Source organism: Burkholderia sp. Se-20373, from assembly GCF_017104705.1.
Lineage (GTDB): Bacteria > Pseudomonadota > Gammaproteobacteria > Burkholderiales > Burkholderiaceae > Burkholderia.
Genome location: NZ_JAAGPH010000019.1, coordinates 25,225 through 48,526, shown reverse-complemented (window position 1 = coordinate 48,526; position 23,302 = coordinate 25,225). Strand labels below are relative to the sequence as shown.

At 62.4% G+C, this 23,302-nt stretch carries 35 protein-coding genes; 32 read left to right on the top strand and 3 right to left on the bottom strand.

The window, feature by feature from the left end:
• Positions 1-6: 6 nt before the first annotated feature.
• The 26 genes from rpsS to dsbD all read left to right on the top strand — a co-directional run bounded on the left by rpsS (position 7) and on the right by dsbD (position 14,102).
• On the top strand, positions 7-282 hold the full coding sequence (rpsS, locus tag G3N96_RS09670; RefSeq protein ID WP_004199273.1) for a 30S ribosomal protein S19: 276 nt from the start codon (positions 7-9) through the stop codon (positions 280-282).
• Positions 283-294: 12 nt separating this feature from the next.
• Positions 295-624: a 50S ribosomal protein L22 gene (rplV, locus tag G3N96_RS09665; protein ID WP_004199272.1), complete on the top strand. Its 330-nt coding sequence runs from the start codon at positions 295-297 to the stop codon at positions 622-624.
• Between the two features lie 11 nt (positions 625-635).
• Positions 636-1,436, top strand: a complete 801-nt coding sequence (gene rpsC / locus G3N96_RS09660) for a 30S ribosomal protein S3 (protein ID WP_006482899.1) — start codon at positions 636-638, stop codon at positions 1,434-1,436.
• 2 nt (positions 1,437-1,438) lie between these two features.
• Positions 1,439-1,855 carry a 50S ribosomal protein L16 gene (gene rplP / locus G3N96_RS09655; RefSeq protein ID WP_006482873.1) on the top strand — a complete coding sequence of 139 codons (417 nt, stop codon included), beginning with the start codon at positions 1,439-1,441 and terminating at the stop codon, positions 1,853-1,855.
• Between the two features lie 9 nt (positions 1,856-1,864).
• Positions 1,865-2,059, top strand: coding sequence for a 50S ribosomal protein L29 (rpmC, locus tag G3N96_RS09650; protein ID WP_006400652.1), 195 nt, complete (start codon positions 1,865-1,867; stop codon positions 2,057-2,059).
• Complete coding sequence (gene rpsQ / locus G3N96_RS09645) at positions 2,056-2,328, top strand: 30S ribosomal protein S17 (protein ID WP_006477189.1); 273 nt, start codon at positions 2,056-2,058, stop codon at positions 2,326-2,328. Before rpmC ends, rpsQ begins: the two co-directional genes overlap by 4 nt.
• Before the next feature lie 309 nt (positions 2,329-2,637).
• Positions 2,638-3,006, top strand: coding sequence for a 50S ribosomal protein L14 (gene rplN, locus G3N96_RS09640; protein ID WP_006482918.1), 369 nt, complete (start codon positions 2,638-2,640; stop codon positions 3,004-3,006).
• 9 nt (positions 3,007-3,015) lie between these two features.
• A complete protein-coding gene (gene rplX, locus G3N96_RS09635; protein WP_006477187.1) occupies positions 3,016-3,324 on the top strand; it encodes a 50S ribosomal protein L24 in 309 nt (102 codons plus the stop codon).
• A 16-nt stretch (positions 3,325-3,340) separates the two neighbouring features.
• Positions 3,341-3,880 carry a 50S ribosomal protein L5 gene (rplE, locus tag G3N96_RS09630; RefSeq protein ID WP_006477186.1) on the top strand — a complete coding sequence of 180 codons (540 nt, stop codon included), beginning with the start codon at positions 3,341-3,343 and terminating at the stop codon, positions 3,878-3,880.
• A 7-nt stretch (positions 3,881-3,887) separates the two neighbouring features.
• Entirely contained in the window at positions 3,888-4,193 is a 306-nt protein-coding gene (gene rpsN / locus G3N96_RS09625) for a 30S ribosomal protein S14 (protein ID WP_011350676.1), read from the top strand.
• Between the two features lie 14 nt (positions 4,194-4,207).
• Complete coding sequence (rpsH, locus tag G3N96_RS09620; RefSeq protein ID WP_011350677.1) at positions 4,208-4,603, top strand: 30S ribosomal protein S8; 396 nt, start codon at positions 4,208-4,210, stop codon at positions 4,601-4,603.
• Between the two features lie 18 nt (positions 4,604-4,621).
• Positions 4,622-5,152, top strand: a complete 531-nt coding sequence (rplF, locus tag G3N96_RS09615; protein ID WP_085042828.1) for a 50S ribosomal protein L6 — start codon at positions 4,622-4,624, stop codon at positions 5,150-5,152.
• A 12-nt stretch (positions 5,153-5,164) separates the two neighbouring features.
• The gene (rplR, locus tag G3N96_RS09610) at positions 5,165-5,530 is read left to right on the top strand and encodes a 50S ribosomal protein L18 (RefSeq protein ID WP_006477183.1); all 366 of its coding nucleotides are present in this window, start codon (positions 5,165-5,167) and stop codon (positions 5,528-5,530) included.
• Positions 5,531-5,544: 14 nt separating this feature from the next.
• Positions 5,545-6,063: a 30S ribosomal protein S5 gene (gene rpsE, locus G3N96_RS09605; protein WP_006482895.1), complete on the top strand. Its 519-nt coding sequence runs from the start codon at positions 5,545-5,547 to the stop codon at positions 6,061-6,063.
• A gap of 15 nt (positions 6,064-6,078) precedes the next feature.
• Positions 6,079-6,261: a 50S ribosomal protein L30 gene (rpmD, locus tag G3N96_RS09600; RefSeq protein ID WP_006400644.1), complete on the top strand. Its 183-nt coding sequence runs from the start codon at positions 6,079-6,081 to the stop codon at positions 6,259-6,261.
• A 26-nt stretch (positions 6,262-6,287) separates the two neighbouring features.
• A complete protein-coding gene (rplO, locus tag G3N96_RS09595; RefSeq protein WP_006477180.1) occupies positions 6,288-6,722 on the top strand; it encodes a 50S ribosomal protein L15 in 435 nt (144 codons plus the stop codon).
• A gap of 42 nt (positions 6,723-6,764) precedes the next feature.
• The gene (gene secY, locus G3N96_RS09590; protein WP_006482915.1) at positions 6,765-8,114 is read left to right on the top strand and encodes a preprotein translocase subunit SecY; all 1,350 of its coding nucleotides are present in this window, start codon (positions 6,765-6,767) and stop codon (positions 8,112-8,114) included.
• 7 nt (positions 8,115-8,121) lie between these two features.
• The gene (gene infA / locus G3N96_RS09585) at positions 8,122-8,340 is read left to right on the top strand and encodes a translation initiation factor IF-1 (RefSeq protein WP_004521905.1); all 219 of its coding nucleotides are present in this window, start codon (positions 8,122-8,124) and stop codon (positions 8,338-8,340) included.
• Between the two features lie 20 nt (positions 8,341-8,360).
• Positions 8,361-8,477: a 50S ribosomal protein L36 gene (rpmJ, locus tag G3N96_RS09580; RefSeq protein WP_004199844.1), complete on the top strand. Its 117-nt coding sequence runs from the start codon at positions 8,361-8,363 to the stop codon at positions 8,475-8,477.
• A gap of 38 nt (positions 8,478-8,515) precedes the next feature.
• Positions 8,516-8,881 (top strand): 30S ribosomal protein S13, encoded by a 366-nt coding sequence (gene rpsM, locus G3N96_RS09575; RefSeq protein ID WP_006477178.1) that lies wholly within the window; start codon positions 8,516-8,518, stop codon positions 8,879-8,881.
• Between the two features lie 28 nt (positions 8,882-8,909).
• Positions 8,910-9,311 (top strand): 30S ribosomal protein S11, encoded by a 402-nt coding sequence (gene rpsK, locus G3N96_RS09570; RefSeq protein ID WP_004197937.1) that lies wholly within the window; start codon positions 8,910-8,912, stop codon positions 9,309-9,311.
• A 154-nt stretch (positions 9,312-9,465) separates the two neighbouring features.
• Complete coding sequence (rpsD, locus tag G3N96_RS09565; RefSeq protein ID WP_021161733.1) at positions 9,466-10,089, top strand: 30S ribosomal protein S4; 624 nt, start codon at positions 9,466-9,468, stop codon at positions 10,087-10,089.
• Between the two features lie 124 nt (positions 10,090-10,213).
• The gene (rpoA, locus tag G3N96_RS09560; protein ID WP_006477176.1) at positions 10,214-11,191 is read left to right on the top strand and encodes a DNA-directed RNA polymerase subunit alpha; all 978 of its coding nucleotides are present in this window, start codon (positions 10,214-10,216) and stop codon (positions 11,189-11,191) included.
• Positions 11,192-11,328: 137 nt separating this feature from the next.
• On the top strand, positions 11,329-11,724 hold the full coding sequence (gene rplQ / locus G3N96_RS09555; protein WP_006477175.1) for a 50S ribosomal protein L17: 396 nt from the start codon (positions 11,329-11,331) through the stop codon (positions 11,722-11,724).
• A 202-nt stretch (positions 11,725-11,926) separates the two neighbouring features.
• Complete coding sequence (cutA, locus tag G3N96_RS09550; RefSeq protein ID WP_206137044.1) at positions 11,927-12,253, top strand: divalent-cation tolerance protein CutA; 327 nt, start codon at positions 11,927-11,929, stop codon at positions 12,251-12,253.
• Positions 12,246-14,102 (top strand): protein-disulfide reductase DsbD, encoded by a 1,857-nt coding sequence (gene dsbD / locus G3N96_RS09545; RefSeq protein ID WP_206137043.1) that lies wholly within the window; start codon positions 12,246-12,248, stop codon positions 14,100-14,102. Before cutA ends, dsbD begins: the two co-directional genes overlap by 8 nt.
• 144 nt (positions 14,103-14,246) lie before the next feature.
• Here dsbD and hemB read toward each other — a convergent pair whose 3' ends face one another.
• Complete coding sequence (gene hemB / locus G3N96_RS09540) at positions 14,247-15,245, bottom strand: porphobilinogen synthase (protein ID WP_089424302.1); 999 nt, start codon at positions 15,243-15,245, stop codon at positions 14,247-14,249.
• Positions 15,246-15,497: 252 nt separating this feature from the next.
• The gene (gene yihA, locus G3N96_RS09535) at positions 15,498-16,157 is read right to left on the bottom strand and encodes a ribosome biogenesis GTP-binding protein YihA/YsxC (RefSeq protein ID WP_089444802.1); all 660 of its coding nucleotides are present in this window, start codon (positions 16,155-16,157) and stop codon (positions 15,498-15,500) included.
• Between the two features lie 214 nt (positions 16,158-16,371).
• On the opposite strand from yihA, the gene G3N96_RS09530 reads away from it, so the two are divergent.
• From G3N96_RS09530 to msrQ, 5 genes are all read left to right on the top strand, one after another.
• A complete protein-coding gene (locus G3N96_RS09530; RefSeq protein WP_206137048.1) occupies positions 16,372-17,025 on the top strand; it encodes a c-type cytochrome in 654 nt (217 codons plus the stop codon).
• 204 nt (positions 17,026-17,229) lie between these two features.
• On the top strand, positions 17,230-19,446 hold the full coding sequence (locus G3N96_RS09525; protein WP_206137042.1) for a cytochrome c biogenesis protein ResB: 2,217 nt from the start codon (positions 17,230-17,232) through the stop codon (positions 19,444-19,446).
• Positions 19,447-19,450: 4 nt separating this feature from the next.
• Entirely contained in the window at positions 19,451-20,641 is a 1,191-nt protein-coding gene (ccsB, locus tag G3N96_RS09520; RefSeq protein WP_124583737.1) for a c-type cytochrome biogenesis protein CcsB, read from the top strand.
• 158 nt (positions 20,642-20,799) lie between these two features.
• The gene (gene msrP / locus G3N96_RS09515; RefSeq protein WP_124583738.1) at positions 20,800-21,795 is read left to right on the top strand and encodes a protein-methionine-sulfoxide reductase catalytic subunit MsrP; all 996 of its coding nucleotides are present in this window, start codon (positions 20,800-20,802) and stop codon (positions 21,793-21,795) included.
• 20 nt (positions 21,796-21,815) lie between these two features.
• Positions 21,816-22,502 carry a protein-methionine-sulfoxide reductase heme-binding subunit MsrQ gene (gene msrQ / locus G3N96_RS09510; RefSeq protein ID WP_124583740.1) on the top strand — a complete coding sequence of 229 codons (687 nt, stop codon included), beginning with the start codon at positions 21,816-21,818 and terminating at the stop codon, positions 22,500-22,502.
• A gap of 78 nt (positions 22,503-22,580) precedes the next feature.
• Here msrQ and G3N96_RS09505 read toward each other — a convergent pair whose 3' ends face one another.
• Positions 22,581-22,856 carry a lipoprotein gene (locus tag G3N96_RS09505; RefSeq protein ID WP_089455451.1) on the bottom strand — a complete coding sequence of 92 codons (276 nt, stop codon included), beginning with the start codon at positions 22,854-22,856 and terminating at the stop codon, positions 22,581-22,583.
• Positions 22,857-22,892: 36 nt separating this feature from the next.
• On the opposite strand from G3N96_RS09505, the gene cyaY reads away from it, so the two are divergent.
• Positions 22,893-23,222, top strand: coding sequence for an iron donor protein CyaY (gene cyaY, locus G3N96_RS09500; protein ID WP_124583742.1), 330 nt, complete (start codon positions 22,893-22,895; stop codon positions 23,220-23,222).
• Positions 23,223-23,302: the final 80 nt, after the last annotated feature.

Below are 23,302 nucleotides of genomic sequence, written 5' to 3'. Positions count from 1 at the left end.
TAGGCAATGGCACGTTCTGTTAAAAAAGGTCCGTTCTGCGACGCCCATTTGCTGAAGAAAGTTGAGGCGGCTGCAGCTTCGCGCGACAAAAAGCCGATCAAGACCTGGTCGCGTCGCTCGACGATTCTGCCGGATTTCATCGGCCTGACGATCGCTGTTCACAACGGCCGTCAACACGTTCCGGTGTACATCTCGGAAAACATGGTCGGCCACAAGCTTGGCGAGTTCGCACTGACCCGTACGTTCAAGGGTCACGCAGCCGACAAGAAGGCCAAGAAATAAGGGGCAATCAAGATGGAAGTGAAAGCAATTCATCGCGGTGCCCGCATCTCGGCGCAGAAAACGCGCCTTGTGGCTGACCAGATCCGCGGTTTGCCGGTCGACAAGGCGCTGAACGTTCTGACGTTCTCGCCGAAGAAGGCGGCTGGCATCGTGAAGAAGGTTGTGCTGTCGGCAATCGCGAATGCGGAGCACAACGAAGGCGCTGATATCGACGAGCTCAAGATCAAGAGCATCTACGTCGACAAGGCTGCATCGCTCAAGCGTTTCACCGCGCGCGCCAAGGGCCGCGGTAACCGCATCGAGAAGCAATCCTGTCACATCACTGTGACGGTCGGGAATTAAGGAGCCATACGATGGGACAGAAAATTCATCCGACTGGCTTCCGCCTGGCTGTCAGCCGCAATTGGGCTTCGCGTTGGTACGCGAACAACAACAATTTCGCGGCGATGCTGCAGGAAGACATCGGTGTTCGTGAATACCTGAAGAAGAAGCTGAAGAACGCTTCGGTCGGTCGGGTCGTCATCGAGCGTCCGGCGAAGAACGCGCGCATCACGATTTACAGCTCGCGTCCGGGTGTGGTCATCGGCAAGAAGGGCGAGGATATCGAGCAGCTGAAGACGGAACTGCAACGCCGCATGGGCGTTCCGGTTCACGTCAACATCGAAGAAATCCGCAAGCCGGAAACCGATGCTCAGCTGATCGCTGACTCGATCACGCAACAGCTCGAGCGCCGGATCATGTTCCGTCGCGCGATGAAGCGTGCGATGCAGAACGCGATGCGTCTGGGTGCCCAAGGCATCAAGATCATGAGCGCGGGCCGTCTGAACGGTATCGAAATCGCCCGTACGGAGTGGTATCGCGAAGGTCGCGTGCCCCTTCACACGCTGCGTGCCGATATCGACTACGCAACCTCGGAAGCGAAGACGACCTACGGGATCATCGGCGTCAAGGTGTGGGTTTACAAGGGCGACACGCTCGGCCGCAACGACGCACCGGTGGTGGAAGAAGTAGCCGAAGACAAGCGTCCGCGTCGCAATGCGCGTCCGGGCGACCGTCGTCCGCGCCGTGACGGCGAAGGCGGCGCTCCGGGTGCTCGTCGTGGCGCACCGCGCCGCGGCGCCGGCAAGCCCGAAGACGGCAAGACTGGAGAATAACGATGCTGCAACCGAAACGCAGAAAGTATCGTAAAGAGCAGAAGGGTCGTAACACCGGCAAGGCGACGCGCGGTAACGCAGTGTCGTTCGGTGAATTCGGCCTGAAGGCTATCGGTCGCGGTCGTCTGACCGCACGCCAGATTGAAGCGGCGCGTCGTGCAATGACGCGTCACATCAAGCGTGGTGGCCGCATCTGGATCCGGATCTTCCCGGACAAGCCGATTTCGCAGAAGCCGGCCGAAGTGCGTATGGGTAACGGTAAGGGTAACCCGGAGTACTACGTCGCCGAGATTCAGCCGGGCAAGATGCTCTATGAAATGGACGGCGTAACCGAAGAACTGGCACGCGAAGCGTTCCGTCTGGCTGCAGCCAAGCTGCCGCTGAAGACGGCGTTCATCGTGCGCCAGCTCGGCGCCTAAGGAGAAAATATGAAGGCTTCCGAACTTCTCCAGAAAGACCAGGCCGCGCTCAACAAGGAGCTGGCGGACCTGCTGAAGGCGCAATTCGGCCTGCGCATGCAACTCGCGACCCAGCAGCTCACGAACACGAGCCAGCTGAAGAAGGTTCGTCGCGACATCGCACGTGTGCGGACCGTCATGACTCAGAAGGCGAACCAGAAATGAACGATAGCGTGAAAACCTCGCTGAAGCGGACGCTGGTCGGTCGGGTCGTCAGCAACAAGATGGACAAGACCGTCACCGTGCTGATCGAGCACCGCGTCAAGCACCCGATCTACGGCAAGTATGTCGTGCGTTCGAAGAAGTATCACGCGCACGATGAAGCGAACACCTACAACGAAGGCGATCTCGTCGAAATCCAGGAAACTCGTCCTGTTTCGAAGACGAAGGCCTGGACGGTGTCGCGCCTCGTCGAAGCAGCTCGCGTCATCTAAGCGGGCAGCGCAGTAGGCAGTAACAGGCACTTCTCCTCGAAGTGCTTGAAATCGCAAAGTATTTGCTTGCGTGACCAGGATTATTTGTTATAATCCTGGTCTTCCCTCTTTATGGGAGCCCCGTCGCGGGCGAAGTTGGTGGGGGAAGCGGACTGGCGCCTGCCTGTCCGAAAGATTCACCGAATTGCGATGGCGGGTTTCGTTTGCCGTCGCTGCTGTTCCAACCCAAGCAGCCGATTGGCTGACGGGACCAAGACTGACCGAATGCATCATGGTGGTGCATCCGGATTAAGTTGGGAAAGACAAACCATGATCCAGACCGAATCTCGGCTCGAAGTAGCCGACAACACGGGTGCACGTGAAGTCCTGTGCATCAAGGTGCTCGGCGGCTCGAAGCGTCGTTATGCCGGCATTGGCGACATCATCAAGGTGAGCGTCAAAGAGGCAACGCCGCGCGGGCGCGTGAAGAAAGGCGAAATTTACAACGCCGTGGTGGTCCGCACCGCCAAGGGCGTGCGCCGTCAAGACGGCTCGCTGATCAAGTTCGACGGCAACGCCGCTGTGCTTTTGAATAACAAGCTCGAGCCGATCGGCACCCGTATTTTCGGGCCGGTCACGCGTGAGCTGCGTAGCGAACGATTCATGAAGATCGTTTCGCTGGCGCCGGAAGTGCTGTAAGGAGTCGCGATGAACAAGATTCGCAAAGGTGACGAAGTCATCGTCGTCACTGGCAAGGACAAGGGCAAGCGCGGCGTCGTGCTGGCTGTCGGTGCAGAGCATGTGACGGTTGAAGGTATCAACCTCGTCAAGAAGCATGTGAAGCCGAACCCGATGAAGGGTACGACGGGCGGCGTGGAAGCGAAGACGATGCCCCTGCATATTTCGAACGTCGCACTGGTCGACGCGAATGGCAAGGCGTCGCGTGTTGGCATCAAGGTCGAGGAAGGCAAGAAGGTTCGCTTCCTGAAGACGACCGGTGCTGTACTGAGCGCCTGACGCAGCGGAGTAAAAAATGGCTCGTTTTCAAGAGTTTTACAAAGAAAAGGTTGTGCCCGGCCTGATCGAGAAGTTCGGTTACAAGTCGGTCATGGAAGTGCCGCGCATCACCAAGATCACGCTGAACATGGGTCTTGGCGAAGCGATCGCTGACAAGAAGATCATCGAGAACGCCGTTGGCGACCTCACGAAGATCGCTGGTCAGAAGCCGGTCGTGACCAAGGCACGCAAGGCAATCGCAGGCTTCAAGATCCGCCAGGGCTACCCGATCGGCGCGATGGTGACGCTGCGTGGCCAAGCGATGTACGAATTCCTCGACCGTTTCGTGACGGTTGCCCTGCCCCGCGTGCGTGACTTCCGCGGCGTGTCGGGTCGTGCTTTCGATGGCCGTGGCAACTACAACATCGGTGTGAAAGAGCAGATCATTTTCCCCGAAATCGACTACGACAAGATCGACGCACTGCGTGGGCTGAACATCAGCATCACGACGACTGCGAAGACCGACGACGAAGCAAAGGCTCTGCTCGCCAGCTTCAAGTTCCCGTTCAGAAACTGAGGTTACCGTGGCTAAACTGGCACTGATCGAACGTGAAAAGAAGCGCGCCCGCCTGGTCGCGAAGTTCGCAGCAAAGCGCGATGCGCTGAAGGCGATCGTCGAAGACCAAAGCAAGTCGGAAGAAGAGCGCTACGAAGCACGCCTTGAGCTGCAGCAACTGCCCCGCAACGCAAACCCGACCCGCCAGCGTAACCGCTGCGCGATCACGGGCCGTCCGCGTGGCACGTTCCGTAAATTCGGCCTCGCGCGTAACAAGATTCGTGAAATCGCATTCCGTGGCGAGATTCCTGGCCTGACCAAGGCGAGCTGGTAATAGGAGAAACGTAAATGAGCATGAGTGATCCTATCGCCGATATGCTGACTCGCATCCGCAACGGGCAGATGGTCGAGAAGGTATCGGTGTCGATGCCCTCGTCGAAAGTCAAGGTTGCAATCGCGCAAGTCCTGAAAGACGAAGGCTATATCGACGATTTCGCCGTGAAGGCGGAAGGTGCGAAGTCCGAACTGAATATCGCGCTGAAGTACTACGCTGGCCGTCCGGTCATCGAACGCATCGAACGCGTGTCGAAGCCTGGCCTGCGCGTGTACCGTGGCCGTAACGACATCCCGCAGGTCATGAATGGCCTCGGTGTGGCAATCGTGTCGACGCCCAAGGGCGTGATGACCGACCGCAAGGCGCGCGCTACCGGCGTCGGCGGCGAAGTCATCTGCTACGTCGCTTAAAGCCGAGGAGAGAGAAACATGTCTCGAGTAGGTAAGAGCCCGATCGCGCTGCAAGGCGCGGAAGTCAAGCTGGCCGACGGTGCGATCACCGTCAAGGGCCCGCTGGGCACCATCACGCAAGCGATCAATCCGCTCGTGAACGTGGCGAACAACGACGGCACGCTGAACCTGTCGCCGGTGAACGAAAGCCGCGAAGCAAATGCACTGTCGGGCACGATGCGCGCGATTATCGCGAATGCCGTGCACGGCGTGACCAAGGGTTTCGAGCGCAAGCTGACGCTGGTTGGCGTCGGTTATCGTGCGCAAGCGCAAGGCGACAAGCTGAACCTGTCGCTGGGTTTCTCGCACCCGGTGGTGCACCAGATGCCGGAAGGCGTCAAGGCAGAAACCCCGACGCAAACCGAAATCGTGATCAAGGGGATCAACAAGCAACAAGTCGGTCAAGTGGCTGCGGAAGTCCGCGGTTACCGTCCGCCGGAACCCTACAAGGGCAAGGGCGTGCGCTATTCCGACGAGGTTGTGATCCTCAAAGAAACGAAGAAGAAGTAAGGGTGCGCAATCATGGATAAGACTCAATCTCGCCTGCGCCGCGCTCGCCAGACGCGTATCAAGATCGCTGAGCTGCAGGTCGCGCGTCTCGCCGTGCATCGCACGAACACGCACATCTACGCTCAAGTGTTCTCGCCGTGCGGCACCAAGGTGCTCGCCAGCGCGTCGACGCTCGAAGCAGAAGTGCGCGCAGAACTGGCCGACAAGTCGGGCAAGGGCGGCAACGTCAATGCCGCGACGCTGATCGGCAAGCGTATTGCCGAAAAGGCAAAGGCTGCCGGCATCGAATCCGTCGCCTTCGACCGCTCGGGCTTCCGCTACCACGGCCGCGTCAAGGCGCTGGCTGAGGCAGCTCGCGAAGCTGGGCTCAAGTTCTAAGGAAGGAATTCGTCATGGCAAAGATGCAAGCGAAAGTTCAGGCTGACGAGCGCGACGACGGCCTTCGCGAAAAGATGATTTCGGTCAATCGCGTGACCAAGGTCGTGAAGGGTGGCCGTATTCTCGGCTTCGCCGCACTGACCGTGGTTGGCGACGGTGACGGCCGCATCGGTATGGGCAAGGGCAAGGCGAAGGAAGTGCCGGTCGCTGTCCAGAAGGCAATGGAACAAGCTCGCCGCAACATGTTCAAGGTGCCGCTCAAGAACGGCACGCTGCAACACGAAGTGCACGGCAAGCATGGCGCATCCGCTGTCCTCCTCGCTCCGGCGAAGGCAGGTACGGGCGTGATCGCCGGCGGCCCGATGCGCGCAGTGTTCGACGTGATGGGCGTTCAGAACGTCGTGGCGAAGAGCCACGGTTCGACGAACCCGTACAACCTCGTTCGCGCCACGCTGGACGGTCTGCGCAAGCAGTCCACCCCGGCAGACATCGCGGCGAAGCGCGGCAAGTCCGTCGAAGAAATTTTGGGCTAAGCCCGGGTGGTCACCATGTCTGAAAAAACTGTCAAGGTTCAGCTCGTTAAGAGCCTGATCGGGACCCGCGAATCGCACCGCGCGACCGTGCGTGGCCTGGGCCTGCGCCGACTCAATTCGGTCAGCGAGCTTCAGGACACGCCGGCGGTCCGCGGCATGATCAACAAGGTCTCGTACCTCGTTAAGGTCATCGCGTAAGCGGCCCTACGGATCAAGGAGTTGATATGGAATTGAATAACCTGAAGCCGGCAGCTGGCGCCAAGCACGCCAAGCGTCGCGTCGGCCGTGGCATCGGTTCGGGCCTCGGCAAGACGGCTGGCCGTGGTCACAAGGGTCAGAAATCGCGTTCGGGCGGCTTCCACAAAGTCGGTTTCGAAGGCGGTCAGATGCCGCTGCAACGTCGTCTGCCGAAGCGCGGCTTCACGTCGCTGACGAAGGAATTCGTCGGTGAAGTGCGCCTGAGCGACCTCGAGAAGCTGCCGGTCGATGAGATCGATCTGCTCGCACTGAAGCAAGCCGGCCTGGTCGGTGAGCTGACGAAGAGCGCGAAGATCATCGCGACGGGCGAACTGAAGCGCAAGATCGTCGTGAAGGGTCTCGGTGCCACCAAGGGTGCGCGCGCTGCGATCGAAGCGGCTGGCGGTTCGTTCGCCGAGTGACACGCGTAGCGCGTCGTCACTTGCATTCATCGGAGAAGGTACTTGGCTAACAGCCCGAGTCTTGCAAAACCCGGTCGAAGCACGGCGAAATTCGGCGATCTGCGCCGGCGAGCAATGTTCTTGCTCCTGGCGCTGATCGTCTATCGCATCGGCGCGCACATTCCCGTGCCGGGCATCGATCCGGATCAACTGGCGAAGCTGTTCCAGAGCCAGGCGGGCGGCATCCTGGGCATGTTCAACATGTTCTCGGGTGGCGCGCTTTCCCGCTTCACGATCTTTGCGCTGGGGATCATGCCGTACATCTCGGCGTCGATCATCATGCAGTTGCTGGCGATTGTCTCGCCGCAGCTCGAGGCGCTGAAGAAGGAAGGGCAGGCAGGGCAACGGAAGATCACGCAGTACACGCGGTATTTCACCGTGGTGCTCGCGACCTTCCAGGCGTTCGGTATCGCGGCTGCGCTGGAAAACCAGCCGGGCCTCGTTACTGACCCCGGCATGCTGTTCCGTCTGACGACGGTCGTGACGCTGGTTACCGGTACGATGTTCCTGATGTGGCTCGGCGAGCAGATTACCGAGCGTGGTCTGGGCAACGGTATCTCGATCATCATCTTCGGCGGGATCGCAGCAGGGTTCCCGAATGCCGTCGGTGGGTTGTTCGAGCTGGTGCGTACGGGTTCGATGAGCATCATTTCGGCGATCATCATCGTCGTCCTGATTGCTGCGGTGACTTACCTGGTCGTGTTCATCGAACGCGGTCAGCGCAAGATCCTCGTGAACTACGCGAAGCGCCAGGTCGGCAACAAGATCTACGGTGGGCAGTCGTCGCATCTGCCGCTGAAGCTGAACATGTCGGGTGTGATTCCGCCGATCTTCGCATCGTCGATCATTCTGTTCCCGGCAACGATTCTCGGCTGGTTCAGTACCGGTCAGCCGACGGGAAGCTGGATTTCCAATACGTTGCATAACGTTGCGGAAGCGCTGAAGCCGGGCCAGCCGGTCTATGTGCTGCTGTACACGCTGGCGATCGTGTTTTTCTGCTTCTTCTACACCGCACTGGTGTTCAACAGCAGGGAAACCGCAGACAACCTGAAGAAGAGCGGCGCGTTTGTTCCGGGCATTCGTCCGGGCGATCAGACCGCACGATATATCGACCGCATCCTCACGCGTCTGACGCTGGCCGGTGCGATCTACATCGTCTTCGTGTGTTTGCTGCCGGAGTTTCTGGTGCTGCGCTGGAACGTGCCGTTTTATTTTGGTGGAACGTCGCTGCTGATCATTGTCGTCGTCACGATGGACTTTATGGCGCAGGTGCAGTCGTACGTTATGTCGCAACAGTATGAGTCACTGCTCAAGAAGGCGAACTTCAAGGGCGGCAACATCCCGATGCGTTGAAAGGACTATGGCCAAAGACGATGTAATCCAGATGCAGGGTGAGGTGATTGAAAACCTCCCGAATGCGACCTTCCGTGTGAAGCTGGAAAACGGCCATGTCGTGTTGGGGCATATTTCCGGAAAGATGCGGATGCACTACATCCGCATCCTGCCGGGCGACAAGGTGACGGTTGAATTGACGCCTTACGATCTGTCTCGTGCGCGGATCGTGTTCCGGGCGAAGTGATTTGAAAAAAGGGTATTATCATGAAAGTGATGGCATCGGTTAAGCGCATTTGCCGCAATTGCAAGATCATCAAGCGCAAAGGCGTCGTTCGCGTGATCTGCAGCTCGGATCCGCGCCACAAGCAGCGCCAAGGCTGACCGCGCGTTTGTTTGCGCTTTTTGTTTGAGGAAAAACAATGGCTCGTATCGCAGGGGTTAACATCCCGAATCACCAGCACACCGAGATCGGCCTGACGGCAATCTTTGGTGTCGGCCGCACCCGTTCGCGCAGCATCTGCGTGGCAGCTGGCGTCGATTTTTCGAAGAAGGTCAAGGACTTGACCGACGCAGACTTGGAAAAGCTGCGTGAAGAAGTGGGCAAGTTTGTCGTCGAAGGCGATCTGCGCCGTGAAGTGACGATGAACATCAAGCGCCTGATGGACCTCGGTTGCTACCGTGGTGTTCGTCATCGCAAGGGCCTGCCGATGCGCGGTCAGCGTACGCGTACGAACGCACGTACTCGCAAGGGTCCGCGTCGTGCAGCGCAAGCGCTGAAGAAGTAAGCGGAACTGACAGTTACAGGAAAACGTAATGGCTAAGGCTTCGAACACCGCGGCGCAACGCGTTCGCAAGAAGGTTAAGAAGAACGTCGCTGAAGGCGTGGTTCACGTTCACGCGTCGTTCAACAACACGATCATCACGATCACCGATCGCCAAGGCAACGCACTGGCATGGGCGACGTCGGGCGGTCAGGGCTTCAAGGGCTCGCGCAAATCGACGCCGTTCGCTGCCCAGGTCGCAGCCGAGTCGGCTGGCCGCGTCGCGATGGAATACGGCGTGAAGAATCTGGAAGTGCGGATCAAGGGCCCGGGCCCGGGTCGTGAGTCGGCAGTGCGTGCACTGCACGGCCTCGGCATCAAGATCACCGCGATTTCGGACGTCACCCCGATTCCGCACAACGGCTGCCGTCCGCCGAAGCGTCGTCGTATCTAAAGGTGTGCTGGCACGTTCGTGCTAGCACATTGCCTGTCGCCGCTCAGCGTCGACGGGCGTTGCTTTTTTGATTGACTAAGCCCACCGTTCGCCCCAAAGGGCGCGAACTAGCGCGGATTCAGATCTGCGTGACTGATTGATAGAGGAATGCAAAGTGGCACGTTATATCGGCCCGAAGGCCAAGCTGTCCCGCCGTGAAGGCACCGACCTGTTCCTGAAGAGCGCGCGCCGCTCGCTCGCCGACAAGTGCAAGCTCGACAGCAAGCCGGGTCAGCACGGCCGTACCTCGGGCGCACGTACGTCCGACTACGGTACGCAGCTGCGCGAAAAGCAGAAGGTCAAGCGTATCTACGGCGTGCTGGAGCGTCAGTTCCGCCGCTACTTCGCTGAAGCCGACCGCCGCAAGGGCAACACGGGTGAAAACCTGCTGCAATTGCTCGAGTCGCGTCTCGACAACGTCGTGTATCGCATGGGCTTCGGCTCGACCCGCGCTGAAGCGCGTCAGCTGGTGAGCCACAAGTCGATCACCGTGAACGGCGTCGTTGCGAACGTCCCGTCGCAGCAAGTGAAGGCAGGTGACATCGTCGCGATCCGCGAAAAGGCGAAGAAGCAGGCGCGTATCGTCGAAGCGCTGTCGCTGGCCGAGCAAGGCGGCATGCCGAGCTGGGTTGCAGTCGATGCGAAGAAGTTCGAAGGCACGTTCAAGCAAATGCCGGAACGCGCTGAAATCGCAGGCGACATCAACGAAAGCCTGATCGTCGAATTGTATTCGCGTTAATCCGATTGACGGCCGAGGTACCCCGATTGCGTTGCGCAAGGAGGGGCCTCGGCTGTTTATTTTCTGGTTGTTACCGGTCAGCCTTATCGGTGTAACGAGCCGAGGGTATTGAAAAGGAAAGCCCATGCAAACCAGTTTGCTGAAACCCAAGATCATCGCCGTGGAATCGCTGGGCGAGAACCACGCGAGGGTGGTCATGGAACCGTTCGAACGCGGTTACGGCCACACCTTGGGCAATGCGCTTCGCCGCGTGCTGCTGTCGTCGATGGTCGGCTACGCGCCGACCGAAGTGACGATCGCGGGCGTGGTGCACGAGTACTCGACGCTGGATGGCGTGCAGGAAGACGTCGTCAACCTGCTGCTGAACCTGAAGGGCGTGGTGTTCAAGCTGCATAACCGTGACGAAGTGACGGTTACGCTGCGCAAGGAAGGTGAAGGCGTTGTCACGGCCGGCGATATCGAGCTGGCTCACGACTGCGAAGTCATCAACCCGAATCACGTGATTGCGCACCTGTCGAAGGGCGGCAAGCTCGACGTTCAGATCAAGATCGAAAAGGGTCGCGGCTATGTGCCCGGCAACGTTCGTCGCTACGGCGAAGACACGGCCAAGATCATCGGCCGCATCGTCCTCGACGCATCGTTCTCGCCGGTTCGCCGCGTGAGCTACGCAGTCGAAAGCGCACGTGTCGAGCAGCGTACCGACCTGGACAAGCTCGTGATGAACATCGAGACGAGCGGTGTGATCACGCCGGAAGAAGCGATCCGTCAATCGGCCCGCATCCTGGTCGACCAGCTGTCCGTGTTCGCGGCGCTGGAAGGCACGGAAACGGCAGCCGAAGCGCCGTCGCGTGCACCGCAGATCGACCCGATCCTGCTGCGTCCGGTGGACGATCTCGAGCTGACGGTTCGTTCGGCGAACTGCCTGAAGGCCGAGAACATCTACTACATCGGCGACCTGATCCAGCGCACGGAAAACGAGCTGCTGAAGACGCCGAACCTCGGTCGCAAGTCGCTCAACGAGATCAAGGAAGTGCTCGCTTCGCGCGGTCTCACGCTGGGCATGAAGCTCGAAAACTGGCCGCCGGCTGGTCTCGACAAGTAAGCCTGGTTGTTGCTGTAGTTGGCAAAGATGCGGATTTTCCTTTAAAATCCGCATCTTGCTTTTTTCGTTACCGGCCCGTGCACCCATCGAGGTGCGATAGAAGAGCTGGATCAAAACTTTGAATCAAGGAAACTGAAATGCGCCATCGTCATGGTCTGCGGAAACTGAACCGCACGAGCAGCCACCGTCTGGCTATGCTCCGTAACATGTCCAACTCGCTGATCGAGCACGAAGTCATCAAGACGACGCTGCCGAAGGCGAAAGAACTCCGTAAAGTCGTCGAGCCGCTGATCACGCTCGGCAAGAAGCCGTCGCTGGCAAACCGTCGCCTGGCGTTCAACCGCCTGCGCGATCGTGACTCGGTGGCGAAGCTGTTCGACGTGCTCGGTCCGCGTTTCGCGAACCGTCCGGGCGGCTACCTGCGCGTGCTGAAGTTCGGCTTCCGCGTGGGTGACAACGCGCCGATGGCACTGGTCGAGCTGCTCGATCGTCCGGAAGTCGACGAAACGGAAAACGTGCAAGAAGCTGAGTAAGCTTCCGGTACGCAGCAGTATCTGAAAGGGGCCGAGCAATTGCTTGGCCCTTTTTGTTTTTCCGGCGCCGGCTGCGATCGATTGTCGCAGGGCGGTGCCGGCAGCGTTGCGCGGGCTGCGCTACGATACGGGGCAGCCCGCGCGCGTCCCAGGTGGGCAATCCGTGTCGGCGGGAGCCGATAGACCAGCCAGGAGGGCGCGGATGATAGTGGTGCTGATGCTGACGACGGTGCCCGATACCGAGACCGCCAAGGCGCTTTCAGACGGTGCGCTCGATGCGCGGCTTGCCGCGTGCGTGTCGGAGCTCGGCGCGATCAAGTCGCGCTACCACTGGCAGGGCAAGGTCGAAACGGCCGACGAGATCCAGTTGCTGTTCAAGACGAGCCCCGTGCGGGCGCTCGAACTGGAGCGATTTATTCTCGCGCATCATCCTTACGAGACGCCCGAAATCGTCTCGTGGCAGACGACGGCATCGGCCGCGTACGGCCAGTGGGTGACCAGCGAAACTCAACGTCTATTTCATGTTTAACGGTATGGCCCTTCCCGTGCGCGTGCGCGCGCTGCGATTCCTCGCAGTCCTGTTGTCGTTCATGCTCGTGCTGGGCGGCCTGTCGGTCGCGCGCGCGGCCGACGATTTCCTCGATCCGTCGGTGGCGTTCAAGTTCAGTGCGAGCGAATCGCCGGGACAGGTGGACGTCCGCTTCAAGGTCGCCAACGGCTACTACCTGTACCGCGAGCGGTTCGCGTTCGCGGTGAAGAGCGGACAGGCGACGCTCGGCGATCCGCAATTTCCGGCTGGCCACGTGAAGTTCGACCAGACGTTCCAGAAGGATGTCGAGACCTACCGTGACGAAGTCGTCGTGCACGTGCCCGTCAAGCAGGCGTCCGGCCCGTTCGAGCTCGCGGTGACGTCGCAGGGGTGCGCGGACGAGGGCATCTGTTATCCGCCGGCCGAGCATGTCGTGAAGGTCGACGGCGCCGCGCTGGGCGCCGCCTCGTCGTCGCCGACGTCCGGCGATACGGCTGCCGCGGGCAGCTGGTTCGACAAGGTCACCAGCGCCGATTTTGCGCAGTCGCTGCTCGAGGGGCACGGCTTCTTCACGATCGTCGGACTGTATTTCGTCGCGGGCGTCGTGCTGAGCCTTCTGCCGTGTTCGTATCCGATGATTCCGATCGTGTCGGCGATCATCATCGGCCAGGGCACGCGGGCGACGCATGCGCGCGGTTTCGCGCTGTCGCTGACCTACGTGGTCGGCATGGCGCTGGTCTACACGGTGCTCGGCATCGCCGCGGCGCTGGTCGGCCAGAGCCTCGGCGCGTGGCTGCAGAACCCGTGGGTGCTCGGTGCGTTCGGCGTGTTGCTGACCGCGTTTGCCGTCTCGCTGATCTCGGGCAAGGACATCGCGCTGCCCGCGCGCTGGCAGAACGGCGCGGCCGAGGCATCGAGTGCGCGCCAGGGCGGCCATTTCGTCGCGGTCGCGGCGATGGGTGCGCTGTCCGCGCTGGTCGTCGGCGCATGCATGACGGCGCCGCTGTTCGCGGTGCTCGCCTTCATCGCGCACACGGGCAATGCGCTGCTCGGCGGCGCTGCATTGTTCGCGATGGGGCTGGGGCTGGGCGTGCCGCTGCTGGTCGTCGGCGTCGGGGCCGGGACGGTACTGCCGCGTGCCGGCGCATGGATGGACGGCGTGAAGGTGTTCTTCGGCATCGTGCTGCTCGCAGCCGCGCTGTGGATCGTGTGGCCGGTGCTGGCCGGTGGCCTGAAGATGGTGCTCGCTGCGTTGTGGCTGCTGATCGCGGCCGCGGCGCTCGGGTTGTTCACGCCGAATGCCGGCGCCACGTCGATCTGGCGTCGCCTTGGCCGTGGCGTGGGTGCTGCGCTCGCGATCTGGGCGGCCACGCTGCTCGTCGGCCTGGCCGCGGGATCGACCGATCCGGTCAAGCCGCTGGCGGTGCTGGCGGCACGCACGGTTGCGTCGGGTGGTACGGCGGCGGCAGGCGCGGCCGCTGGTCAGGAAGGGCCCGCGTTCGCATCGGTGCGCTCGAGCGGCGAACTCGACACGCTGCTGAAGACGGCGAGCCGGCCCGTGATGCTCGACTTCTACGCCGACTGGTGCGTGAGCTGCAAGGAGATGGAGCATCTGACGTTTACCGACGCGCGCGTGCAGGCGCGGCTCGCGCAACTTCACCTCGTGCGCGCGGATGTCACCGCGAACAACCCGGATGACCAGGCGCTGCTGAAGCGCTTCAACCTGTTCGGCCCGCCGGGCATCATCTTCTTCGATCGAAGCGGCAACGAGATCGGGCGCGTGGTCGGCTATCAGGCGGCCGAGACGTTCCTGCGCAGCCTCGACCGGGCTGCGGTCCCGACGGTATGACCATGCGCGCCGGTGGCGAACCGGCGCGTTTGCGTGGCATGAATTGACGATCGACAAGGCAAACGGCCTCGGTCGACATCAAACAAAAAACGGCGGGACACCGAAGTGTCCCGCCGTTTTTTGTTTCCACCTGCCGGCAGGCGCTTAGCGTTGCGCTTTCAGCAGGCGCGCGGCGTCGAGTGCGAAGTACGTGAGCACGCCGTCGGCGCCCGCACGCTTGAACGCGAGCAGCGATTCGAGCACGACCTTGTCGTGATCGAGCCAGCCGTTCATCGCGGCGGCCTTCAGCATCGCGTATTCACCGCTCACCTGGTACACGTAGGTCGGGAAGCGGAACTCGTCCTTCACGCGGCGCACGATGTCGAGGTACGGCATGCCGGGTTTGACCATCACCATGTCGGCGCCTTCGTCGATGTCCAGGCGCACTTCGCGAAGCGCTTCGTCGCTGTTCGCCGGATCCATCTGGTAGGTCATCTTGTTGCCCTTGCCCAGATTGGACGCCGAGCCGACCGCGTCGCGGAACGGGCCGTAGAACGCCGACGCGAACTTGGCCGAATAGGCCATGATCCGCGTGTGGATATGGCCGTCGCTTTCCAGCATTTCGCGGATCGCGCCGATGCGGCCGTCCATCATGTCCGACGGGGCGACGATGTCGACGCCGGCTTCCGCCTGCGCGCGCGCCTGGTCGATCAGGATCTCGATCGTGTCGTCGTTGATCACGTAGCCGTTTTCGTCGAGCACGCCGTCCTGGCCGTGGCTCGTGTACGGATCGAGTGCGACGTCGGTCAGCACGCCGAGTTCGGGGAAGCGCTTCTTCAGCTCGCGCACCGCGCGCGGGATCAGGCCTTCCGGATTGGCTGCCTCGCGGCCGTCAGGCGTTTTCACCGACGGCTCGATGGCCGGGAACAGCGACAGCACGGGCACGCCGAGTTCGACGCACTGTTCGGCGACCTGCATCAGCAGATCGACGGACACGCGTTCGACGCCGGGCATCGACGGCACCGGCTGCCGTTCGTTGGTGCCTTCGACGACGAACACCGGATAGATCAGGTCGTCAGTGGTCAGACGGTTTTCGCGCATCAGGCGCCGGGAGAAGTCGTCGCGGCGCATCCGGCGCGGACGATGAAGCGGATGGAAGCTCATGGCGATTGGGTAGAAATCAGGGCAGTAAGACCTTACGGAACCCTTAGGTCATTTTCGGGAGCGTTGGTATATGATAGCGATCGAGCGGCACGCGTCGCGTGCAGCTCCCCGCTTCTCCTCCCTGAGCGGGTGCCTGTCGTTTTTCGATTAGGCTGTTTGACCCGCCGTTCAACGGCGGGTTTTTTTATGAGCCGGCCGAAACCGCAGGCGCCGTCAGGTGCGCGCCGCCGATCCCGGCCGCGCGTTGCCCGATCATTGTGCTACAGGCTCGCTTTTTTCGTCGGCGACGGACGGCCGCACCCAGCTTTCGATCAATTCGTGCGCCTCGTCGAGCCCAATGCGCTTCATCGCCGAGAACAGCTGGACCGTCAGCTTGCCCTGGACGCCCTGGTCACGATACGCATCGAGCCCCTTTTGCGTGGTCCGCAGCGCGTTGATGCTTTCCTGCCGCGTCAATTTGTCGCACTTCGTCAGCAGCGTGTGGATCGGCTTGCCGGTCGGCACGAACCACTCGATCATGCGGCGGTCGAGATCGGTCAGCGGACGGCGCGAATCCATCATCAGGATCAGGCCGCAGAGCTGCGAGCGGGTCGCGAGGTAGGACGACAGCAGCATTTCCCAATGCGCCTTGGCGGCGCCGGGCACTTCCGCATAGCCGTAGCCGGGCAGGTCGACGAGGTTCGCGACGGGCTCGGCGGCCGGGCCGACGGAGAAGTAGTTGATATGCTGCGTGCGGCCGGGCGTCTTCGACGCGAAGGCGAGCCGCTTCTGGTTGCACAGCACGTTGATCGCCGTCGACTTGCCGGCATTCGAGCGGCCCGCGAACGCGATTTCCGGCTGGACCGTCGGCGGCAGGTCGCGCAGATGGTTGACGGTCGTGTAGAAGCGGGCTTGATGGAGCAGAAAGGCCATGGGAACCGGAAGGACGGGCGGCGCGAGCCGCTTGGTGGAGGCGGGGTAGCCCCGATAGGCGCCGGAGCTTTCAACACGATATTGTACAATACGGCGGTTTTACCGAAGGCTACCGGGCGCCTGCCTCGCGCTTTTATGTAGCTTCTGCGGTAGACTGAACGCCGTCGTTTTTTGCAGAACCTCAAATTCCCACAAGACGAAACAGGGTGTGCGAATGAATCGACTGTGCAAGTCTCTGATGGTGCTTCAGGTTGCAGCAGGGTTCGTAGGTTTCGTAGCGGAGGCAAACGCGGCGGATGCGGCAAAGCCGGATCTCGACCGTGGCAAGGCGATTGCCGGGCAGGTCTGCGCGTCGTGTCACGGCGCCGACGGCAATAGCGCATCGGGCAGTTTCCCGAAGCTCGCTGGCCAGCATCCCGAATATCTGGTCAAGCAGTTGAACGACTTCAAGACGCAGCCGGGCGCGAAGGGGCCGGTGCGCACCAACGCGGTGATGGTCGGATTCGCGAGCGCGCTGAGCGCGGACGACATGCGCAACGTCGCCGCGTACTACGGGGCGCAGACGACGAAGCTCGGCACCGCGCGCGATGCGGCAACCGTGCCGATCGGCCAGAAGATCTATCGCGGCGGCATCGCGGAGAAGGGCGTACCCGCCTGCGCGAGCTGCCACGGGCCGACAGGGCAAGGGATCCCGGTTCAGTACCCGCGTCTGTCGGGGCAATGGGCCGATTACACGGTCGCGCAGTTGACCGCGTTCCAGCAGGGTGCCGGCGCGCGCAACAACAACGAGGCGATGCATCAGATCGCCACGCGGCTGTCGGACAACGAGATCAAGGCCGTCGCGGATTACATCGCGGGCCTGCGTTGAGCGGTCAGCCGCGAACGGAATGACCGGGCGCCCGAAGGGCGGCCGGAGTCAGAACAAGAAAAGGGTGGGGCGCCGCATCGTTGCGGTTGCCTCGCCCTTCTTTTTTGTCAGCGCGCGCCGGCCGTCACGAGCGTGCTGGCCGCCCCTTCGGGGGCAATAATCAAAGTGAGCGTTGGGGGCTGTTTCCCCTGAGTCGGAGTTTGAATGAGCGTTACCACGTCGGGGTTGCAGTCGAAGTCGGGTCAGGGTGCACCGAAGCGTGCGGTCGAGTTGCTGAGCTCGATGCGCTTCGCGATTGCGCTGCTGGTGGTGCTGTCGATTGCGAGCATCATCGGCACGGTCCTGACCCAGGACGATCCGTATCCGAACTATGTGAACCAGTTCGGGCCGTTCTGGGCGGACATCTTCCGCTCGCTCGGCCTGTACAACGTGTACAGCGCGTGGTGGTTCATGCTGATCCTGATCTTCCTCGTCGTGTCGATCTCGCTGTGCGTGATCCGCAACGCGCCGAAGATGCTCGCCGATGCGAAGAGCTGGAAGGACAAGGTTCGCGAAGGCAGCCTGCGGGCGTTCCACCACAAGGCCGAATACACGACGTCCGGCACGCGCGCGACGGTCACGGCGACGCTCGCCACGTTCGTCACCAAGGCCGGCTACAAGCACATCGTGCGTGAGAACGACGGCGCGACGCTGATCTCCGCGAAGCGCGGTGCAATGACCAAGTGGGGCTACATCTCCGCGCACCTCGCGATCGTCGTGATCTGTATCGGCGGCCTGCTCGACAGCAACCTGCCGATCAAATTCCAGATGTGGATGTTCGGCAAGAGCCCGGTCAACACGAGCGCGACGATCAGCGAGATCTCGCCCGACCATCGCCTGTCCGCGTCGAACCCGACGTTCCGCGGCTACGCGTGGGTGCCCGAGGGGCAGTTCGTGTCGACCGCGATCCTGAACCAGCCGAGCGGCTCGCTGATCCAGGACCTGCCGTTCTCGATCCAGCTCAACAAGTTCATCGTCGACTACTACACGACGGGCATGCCGAAGCTGTTCGCGAGCGACATCGTCGTGATCGATCGCGAGACCGGCCAGAAGATCCCGGCGCGAGTCGAGGTCAACAAGCCGTTCACGTACAAGGGCGTGTCGATCTACCAGTCGAGCTTCCAGGACGGCGGCTCGCAGATGCAGATGACGGCCTACCCGATGACCGGCGGCAACGCGAAGACCTTCCCCGTGAAGGGGACGATCGGCAGTTCGGCGCCGCTGCAGATGCCGGGCAACGACGGCGACACGATCGAGTTCTCCGATTTCCGTGCGATCAACGTCGAAAACATGGCCGACGCGAACGGCAAGCCGGACGTGCGCGGTGTCGCGACGACGGGCTCGCTGAAGGAAGCGTTCGACGAACGCCTCGGCTCCGGCGCGAAGACGTCGAAGCCGACGCAGCTCCACAACATCGGCCCGTCCGTGCAGTACAAGATCCGCGGCAAGGACGGCCAGGCGCGCGAATTCAACAACTACATGCTGCCCGTCGACATGAACGGCGAGCGCGTGTTCCTCGCCGGCGTGCGTGCGAGCCCGAACGACCCGTTCCGCTACATGCGGATTCCGGCCGACAGCCAGGATTCGATCGGCGAATGGATGCACCTGCGTGCCGCGCTCGAGGATCCGTCCGCGCGCGCCGAGGCCGCTGCGCGTTTCGCGCAGCGTTCGCTGCCGGGCATGGACGCATCGCTGCGCAGCCGCCTGCAGGACAGCGCGCTGAAGGTGCTGACCCTTTTTGCGGCGGGCGACGACAGCGTCGGCCGTGGCGCCGATGGCCAGCCGATCGGCGGTTTCCAGGCCGTGGCGACGTTCATCGACCGCTCGGTGCCGAAGGCCGAGCAGGAGAAGGCCGCGAGCCTGCTGCTGCGGATGCTCGAGGGCTCGATGTGGGAGGTGTGGCAGATCGCGCGCGAGCGGGCGGGCGAGCCGGCGGCGCAGCAGGGCACCGACACGATCCGCTTCGTGCAGAACGCGATCAACGCGCTATCCGACAGCTTTTTGTATGGATCGCCGGTCTATTTGCAGCTTGACTCATTCAAGCAGGTGCAAGCTTCGGTATTTCAGTTGACGCGCGCACCCGGCAAGAATCTGGTGTATCTTGGCAGCCTGCTGCTGGTCGCCGGCATCTTCTCGATGTTCTACGTGCGCGAGCGGCGCCTCTGGTTCTGGTTGAAGGACGCCGGTTCGGGCGTCGATGTGGTGATGGCAATGTCCACGGCCCGCAAGACCTTCGATTTCGAGAAAGAGTTCGTGCAGACGCGCGACGCGGCCGGTGCCGCCTTGCACGCCGCACCTCGCGACGCCGCGCCGGCCGGTGCGGCATCGACGGCCCGTCCGCCAGCCGGCGGCGGTTCCGATTCCGAGAATTCCACCCGGTAACATCATGGATCTCACGCAAGTCTCCTCTTCCCATCGGGCGTCGGCCCAGGCTCCGGTCACGGCGCCGCTGTTCGACGACCGTCCGTTCCTCGCGCGCCTGTCGCTGCTCGACTGGCTGTTCGCACTGGCGCTCGTGGTGGGCGCGGGCTATGCGCTCGTGCACTACAACGCGCACATGGATTACTACGACACGGCGGTGATGATCGGCACCGTGCCGGCGCTCATCGCGCTCGGCTGGCGCTGGAAGCCCGCGCGGCTGATGATGGCGTCGATCGCCGTGCTGGCGCTGCTGTCGATCCAGATCTACCAGGGCGATCTCGCGCGCGCCGATTCGGCGTTCTTCCTCAAGTACTTCCTGTCGAGCCAGTCGGCGATCCTGTGGATGAGCGCGCTGTTCGTGCTCGCGACGATCTTCTACTGGATCGGCTTGCTCGCGCGCTCGGCGTCGGGCTCCGCGATCGGCCAGAAGCTCACGTGGGTCGCCGTGCTGATGGGCTTCACCGGCCTGATGGTGCGCTGGTACGAGTCCTACCTGATCGGGGCGGACGTCGGGCACATTCCGGTATCGAACCTGTATGAAGTGTTCGTGCTGTTCAGCCTGATCACCGCGCTGCTCTATCTGTATTACGAAGGCCACTACGGCACGCGCGCGCTCGGCGCGTTCGTGCTGCTGGTGATCAGCGCGGCCGTGGGCTTCCTGATGTGGTACTCGGTCGCGCGCGACGCGCAGCAGATCCAGCCGCTCGTGCCGGCGCTGCAAAGCTGGTGGATGAAGATCCACGTGCCGGCGAACTTCATCGGCTACGGCAGCTTCGCGCTGTCGGCGATGGTGTCGGTCGCGTACCTGATGAAGGAGCGCGGCGTGCTCGCCGATCGCCTGCCGACGCTCGACGTGCTCGACGACGTGATGTACAAGTCGATCGCGGTCGGTTTCGCGTTCTTCACGATCGCGACGATTCTCGGCGCGCTGTGGGCTGCCGAAGCATGGGGCGGCTATTGGAGCTGGGATCCGAAGGAAACCTGGGCGCTGATCGTGTGGCTCAACTACGCGGCGTGGCTGCACATGCGCCTGATGAAGGGCCTGCGCGGCACGGTGGCCGCATGGTGGGCGCTCACGGGCCTGCTCGTGACGACCTTCGCGTTCCTCGGCGTCAACATGTTCCTGTCCGGGCTGCACAGCTACGGCAAGCTGTAAGATTTCCGCTGTTCGTCCGACTATGAGACCGCCGGTGCACTGCGTGCCCGGCGGTTTTCTTTTGTAACGGGCGGGCGGTCCGGGCGTCGAACGGCGCAAGACGGGCCGGGTCGAACGCTCATGAAACTGCGCGCGGCGCAGGCAGGAGGAGCAGCACGATGTGGATCAAACGCCCTTTGCGGAACGTATTGACCGGTGGCGATATTGCGCCCGGCGAAATCACGCCGCGTGCGGTGTTCGAGAACCGGCGGCGCGTATTGCAGGCGGCCGGCCTCGCGGCGGCGGGTGGGTTGCTCGGCGGCAGCGGCGCAGCATTGGCTGCCTATGCGTCGCCCGATGCGCGGGCCGCGAAGCTTGCGGCGAAGACGAATCCGAAGTTCGTCGCGGCCGACAAGGTGACGCCGTTCAAGGACATCACCACGTACAACAACTTCTACGAATTCGGCACCGACAAGCGCGACCCCGCGCAGAACGCGGGCACGCTGCGGCCGCGCCCGTGGCGGGTGAGCGTCGAGGGCGAGGTGCTGCATCCGAAGGTGTTCGATCTCGACGAGCTACTGAAGCTCGCGCCGCTCGAGGAGCGCGTGTACCGGCTGCGCTGCGTCGAGGGCTGGTCGATGGTGATCCCGTGGATCGGCGTGCCGCTGTCCGAACTGATCAAGCGTGTGCAGCCGACCGGCAACGCGAAATACGTGCAGTTCGTCACGCTGGCCGATCCGTCGCAGATGCCCGGCCTTTCGACGCCCGTGCTCGACTGGCCGTACTCGGAAGGACTGCGGATGGACGAGGCGATGAATCCGCTGACGCTGCTGACGATGGGCGTCTACGGGCAGGTGCTGCCGAACCAGAACGGCGCGCCGGTGCGGATCGTCGTGCCGTGGAAGTACGGCTTCAAGAGCGCGAAGTCGCTCGTGAAGATCCGCTTCGTCGACAAGCAGCCGAAGACGAGCTGGAACACGTACGCGTCGAACGAGTACGGCTTTTATTCGAACGTGAACCCGAACGTCGATCATCCGCGCTGGAGCCAGGCGACCGAGCGGCGCATCGGTGAGGACGGTTTTTTCACGCCGAAGCGCAAGACGCTGATGTTCAACGGCTACGGCGACCTGGTCGCGTCGATGTATCAGGGCATGGACCTGAAGAAGAATTTCTGAGGGCGACGGTGAGAAACGACATGCCCCCTTCGCCCCTGGCGGCCGCGCCCACGGCCGGCGCCGGCCAGGCTGCACGTGCCGCACGGCGCGGCGCGGTCCGTCCCGCCGCGCCGCGCTGGCTCGCGCCGGCCAAGGTGCTGGTTTTCGCGGCCGGCCTTTATCCGCTCGCGCGTCTCGTGCTGTTCGGGCTGACCGACCGGCTCGGCGCGAATCCGATCGAGTTCGTCACGCGCTCGACGGGGCTCTGGACGCTCGTGATCCTGTGCATCACGCTCGCCGTCACGCCGCTTCGGCGCATGACGGGGTTCGCCACGCTGCTGCGCTTTCGCCGGATGATCGGGCTGTTCGCGTTCTTCTACGCGACGCTGCACTTCACGACCTACCTGTGGTTCGACAAGTGGTTCGACGTCGTCGCGATCCTGAAGGACGTCGGCAAGCGCCCGTTCATCACGGTCGGTTTTGCCGCGTTCGTGCTGCTGATTCCGCTCGCGGCAACGTCGCCGCGCGCGATGGTGCGCCGCCTGGGCCGCCACTGGGCGACGCTGCACAGCGCGATCTACGTGATCGCGCTGCTCGCCGTGCTGCACTTCTGGTGGATGAGAGCCGGCAAGCACAATCTGGCGCAGCCGAAGCTGTATGCGGGAATCGTCGCCGTGCTGCTCGGCTGGCGGATCATCGCATGGGGATGGCGGCGCGTGCGCGCGTGACGGCGCAGCCTGAAAAAACAAAAGGCGATGACCGGGAAGTCATCGCCTTGTTTCGTGAGCCGTGCAGGCGGCGCGCCGTTACTTCGCGGCCGGGCTCGACGCTGGTGCAGGCATCGACGATGCGCTGCTCGACAATTCGGGTGACAGCGTGAGCGGCGTGCCGGACGAATCGGGCACACTGTCGGACGACGCGTTTTCATCGGTCGGCTTGACGTCCGACGGCGGGGTGTCCTGCTGCTGAAGTGGCTTGGGCATCGGAGGCACGGTGGGCAGATAGAGCGCGCCGCTTTGACCGCAGCCGGCAAGAATCGCCAAAGCCGCTACAATCGCGCTCATCCGGAAAACGACTCGCATGATCGTCCCTGAACAATTGAACCGATAGAGTTTAGCATGTCCGATACCGAATACCTGACCCGTGCCGAGGCCGTACTGGCGGCCGTCGAGCGTACCGTCGACGACGCCAACGACGGCGATCACGACATCGATCTGGAGCGCAACGGCAGCGTCCTGACGCTGACGTTCGAGAACGGCTCGAAGATCATCGTCAACCTGCAGCCGCCGATGAAGGAAGTGTGGATCGCCGCGAGGGCGGGTGGGTTCCACTACCGTTTCATCGACGGCGAATGGCGCGACACGCGCACGGGCACCGAGTTTTTCGCGGCGCTCACCGAATACGCGACGCAGCAGGCCGGCCTGCCGATCACGTTTAGCGCGCCGTAACCGCTCGGGCCGAGGCCGGGGCTGCGCGTCGACGCGTCGTGCCAAAGAAAAAGCGCCCCGCGGGGCGCTTTTTTCATGTC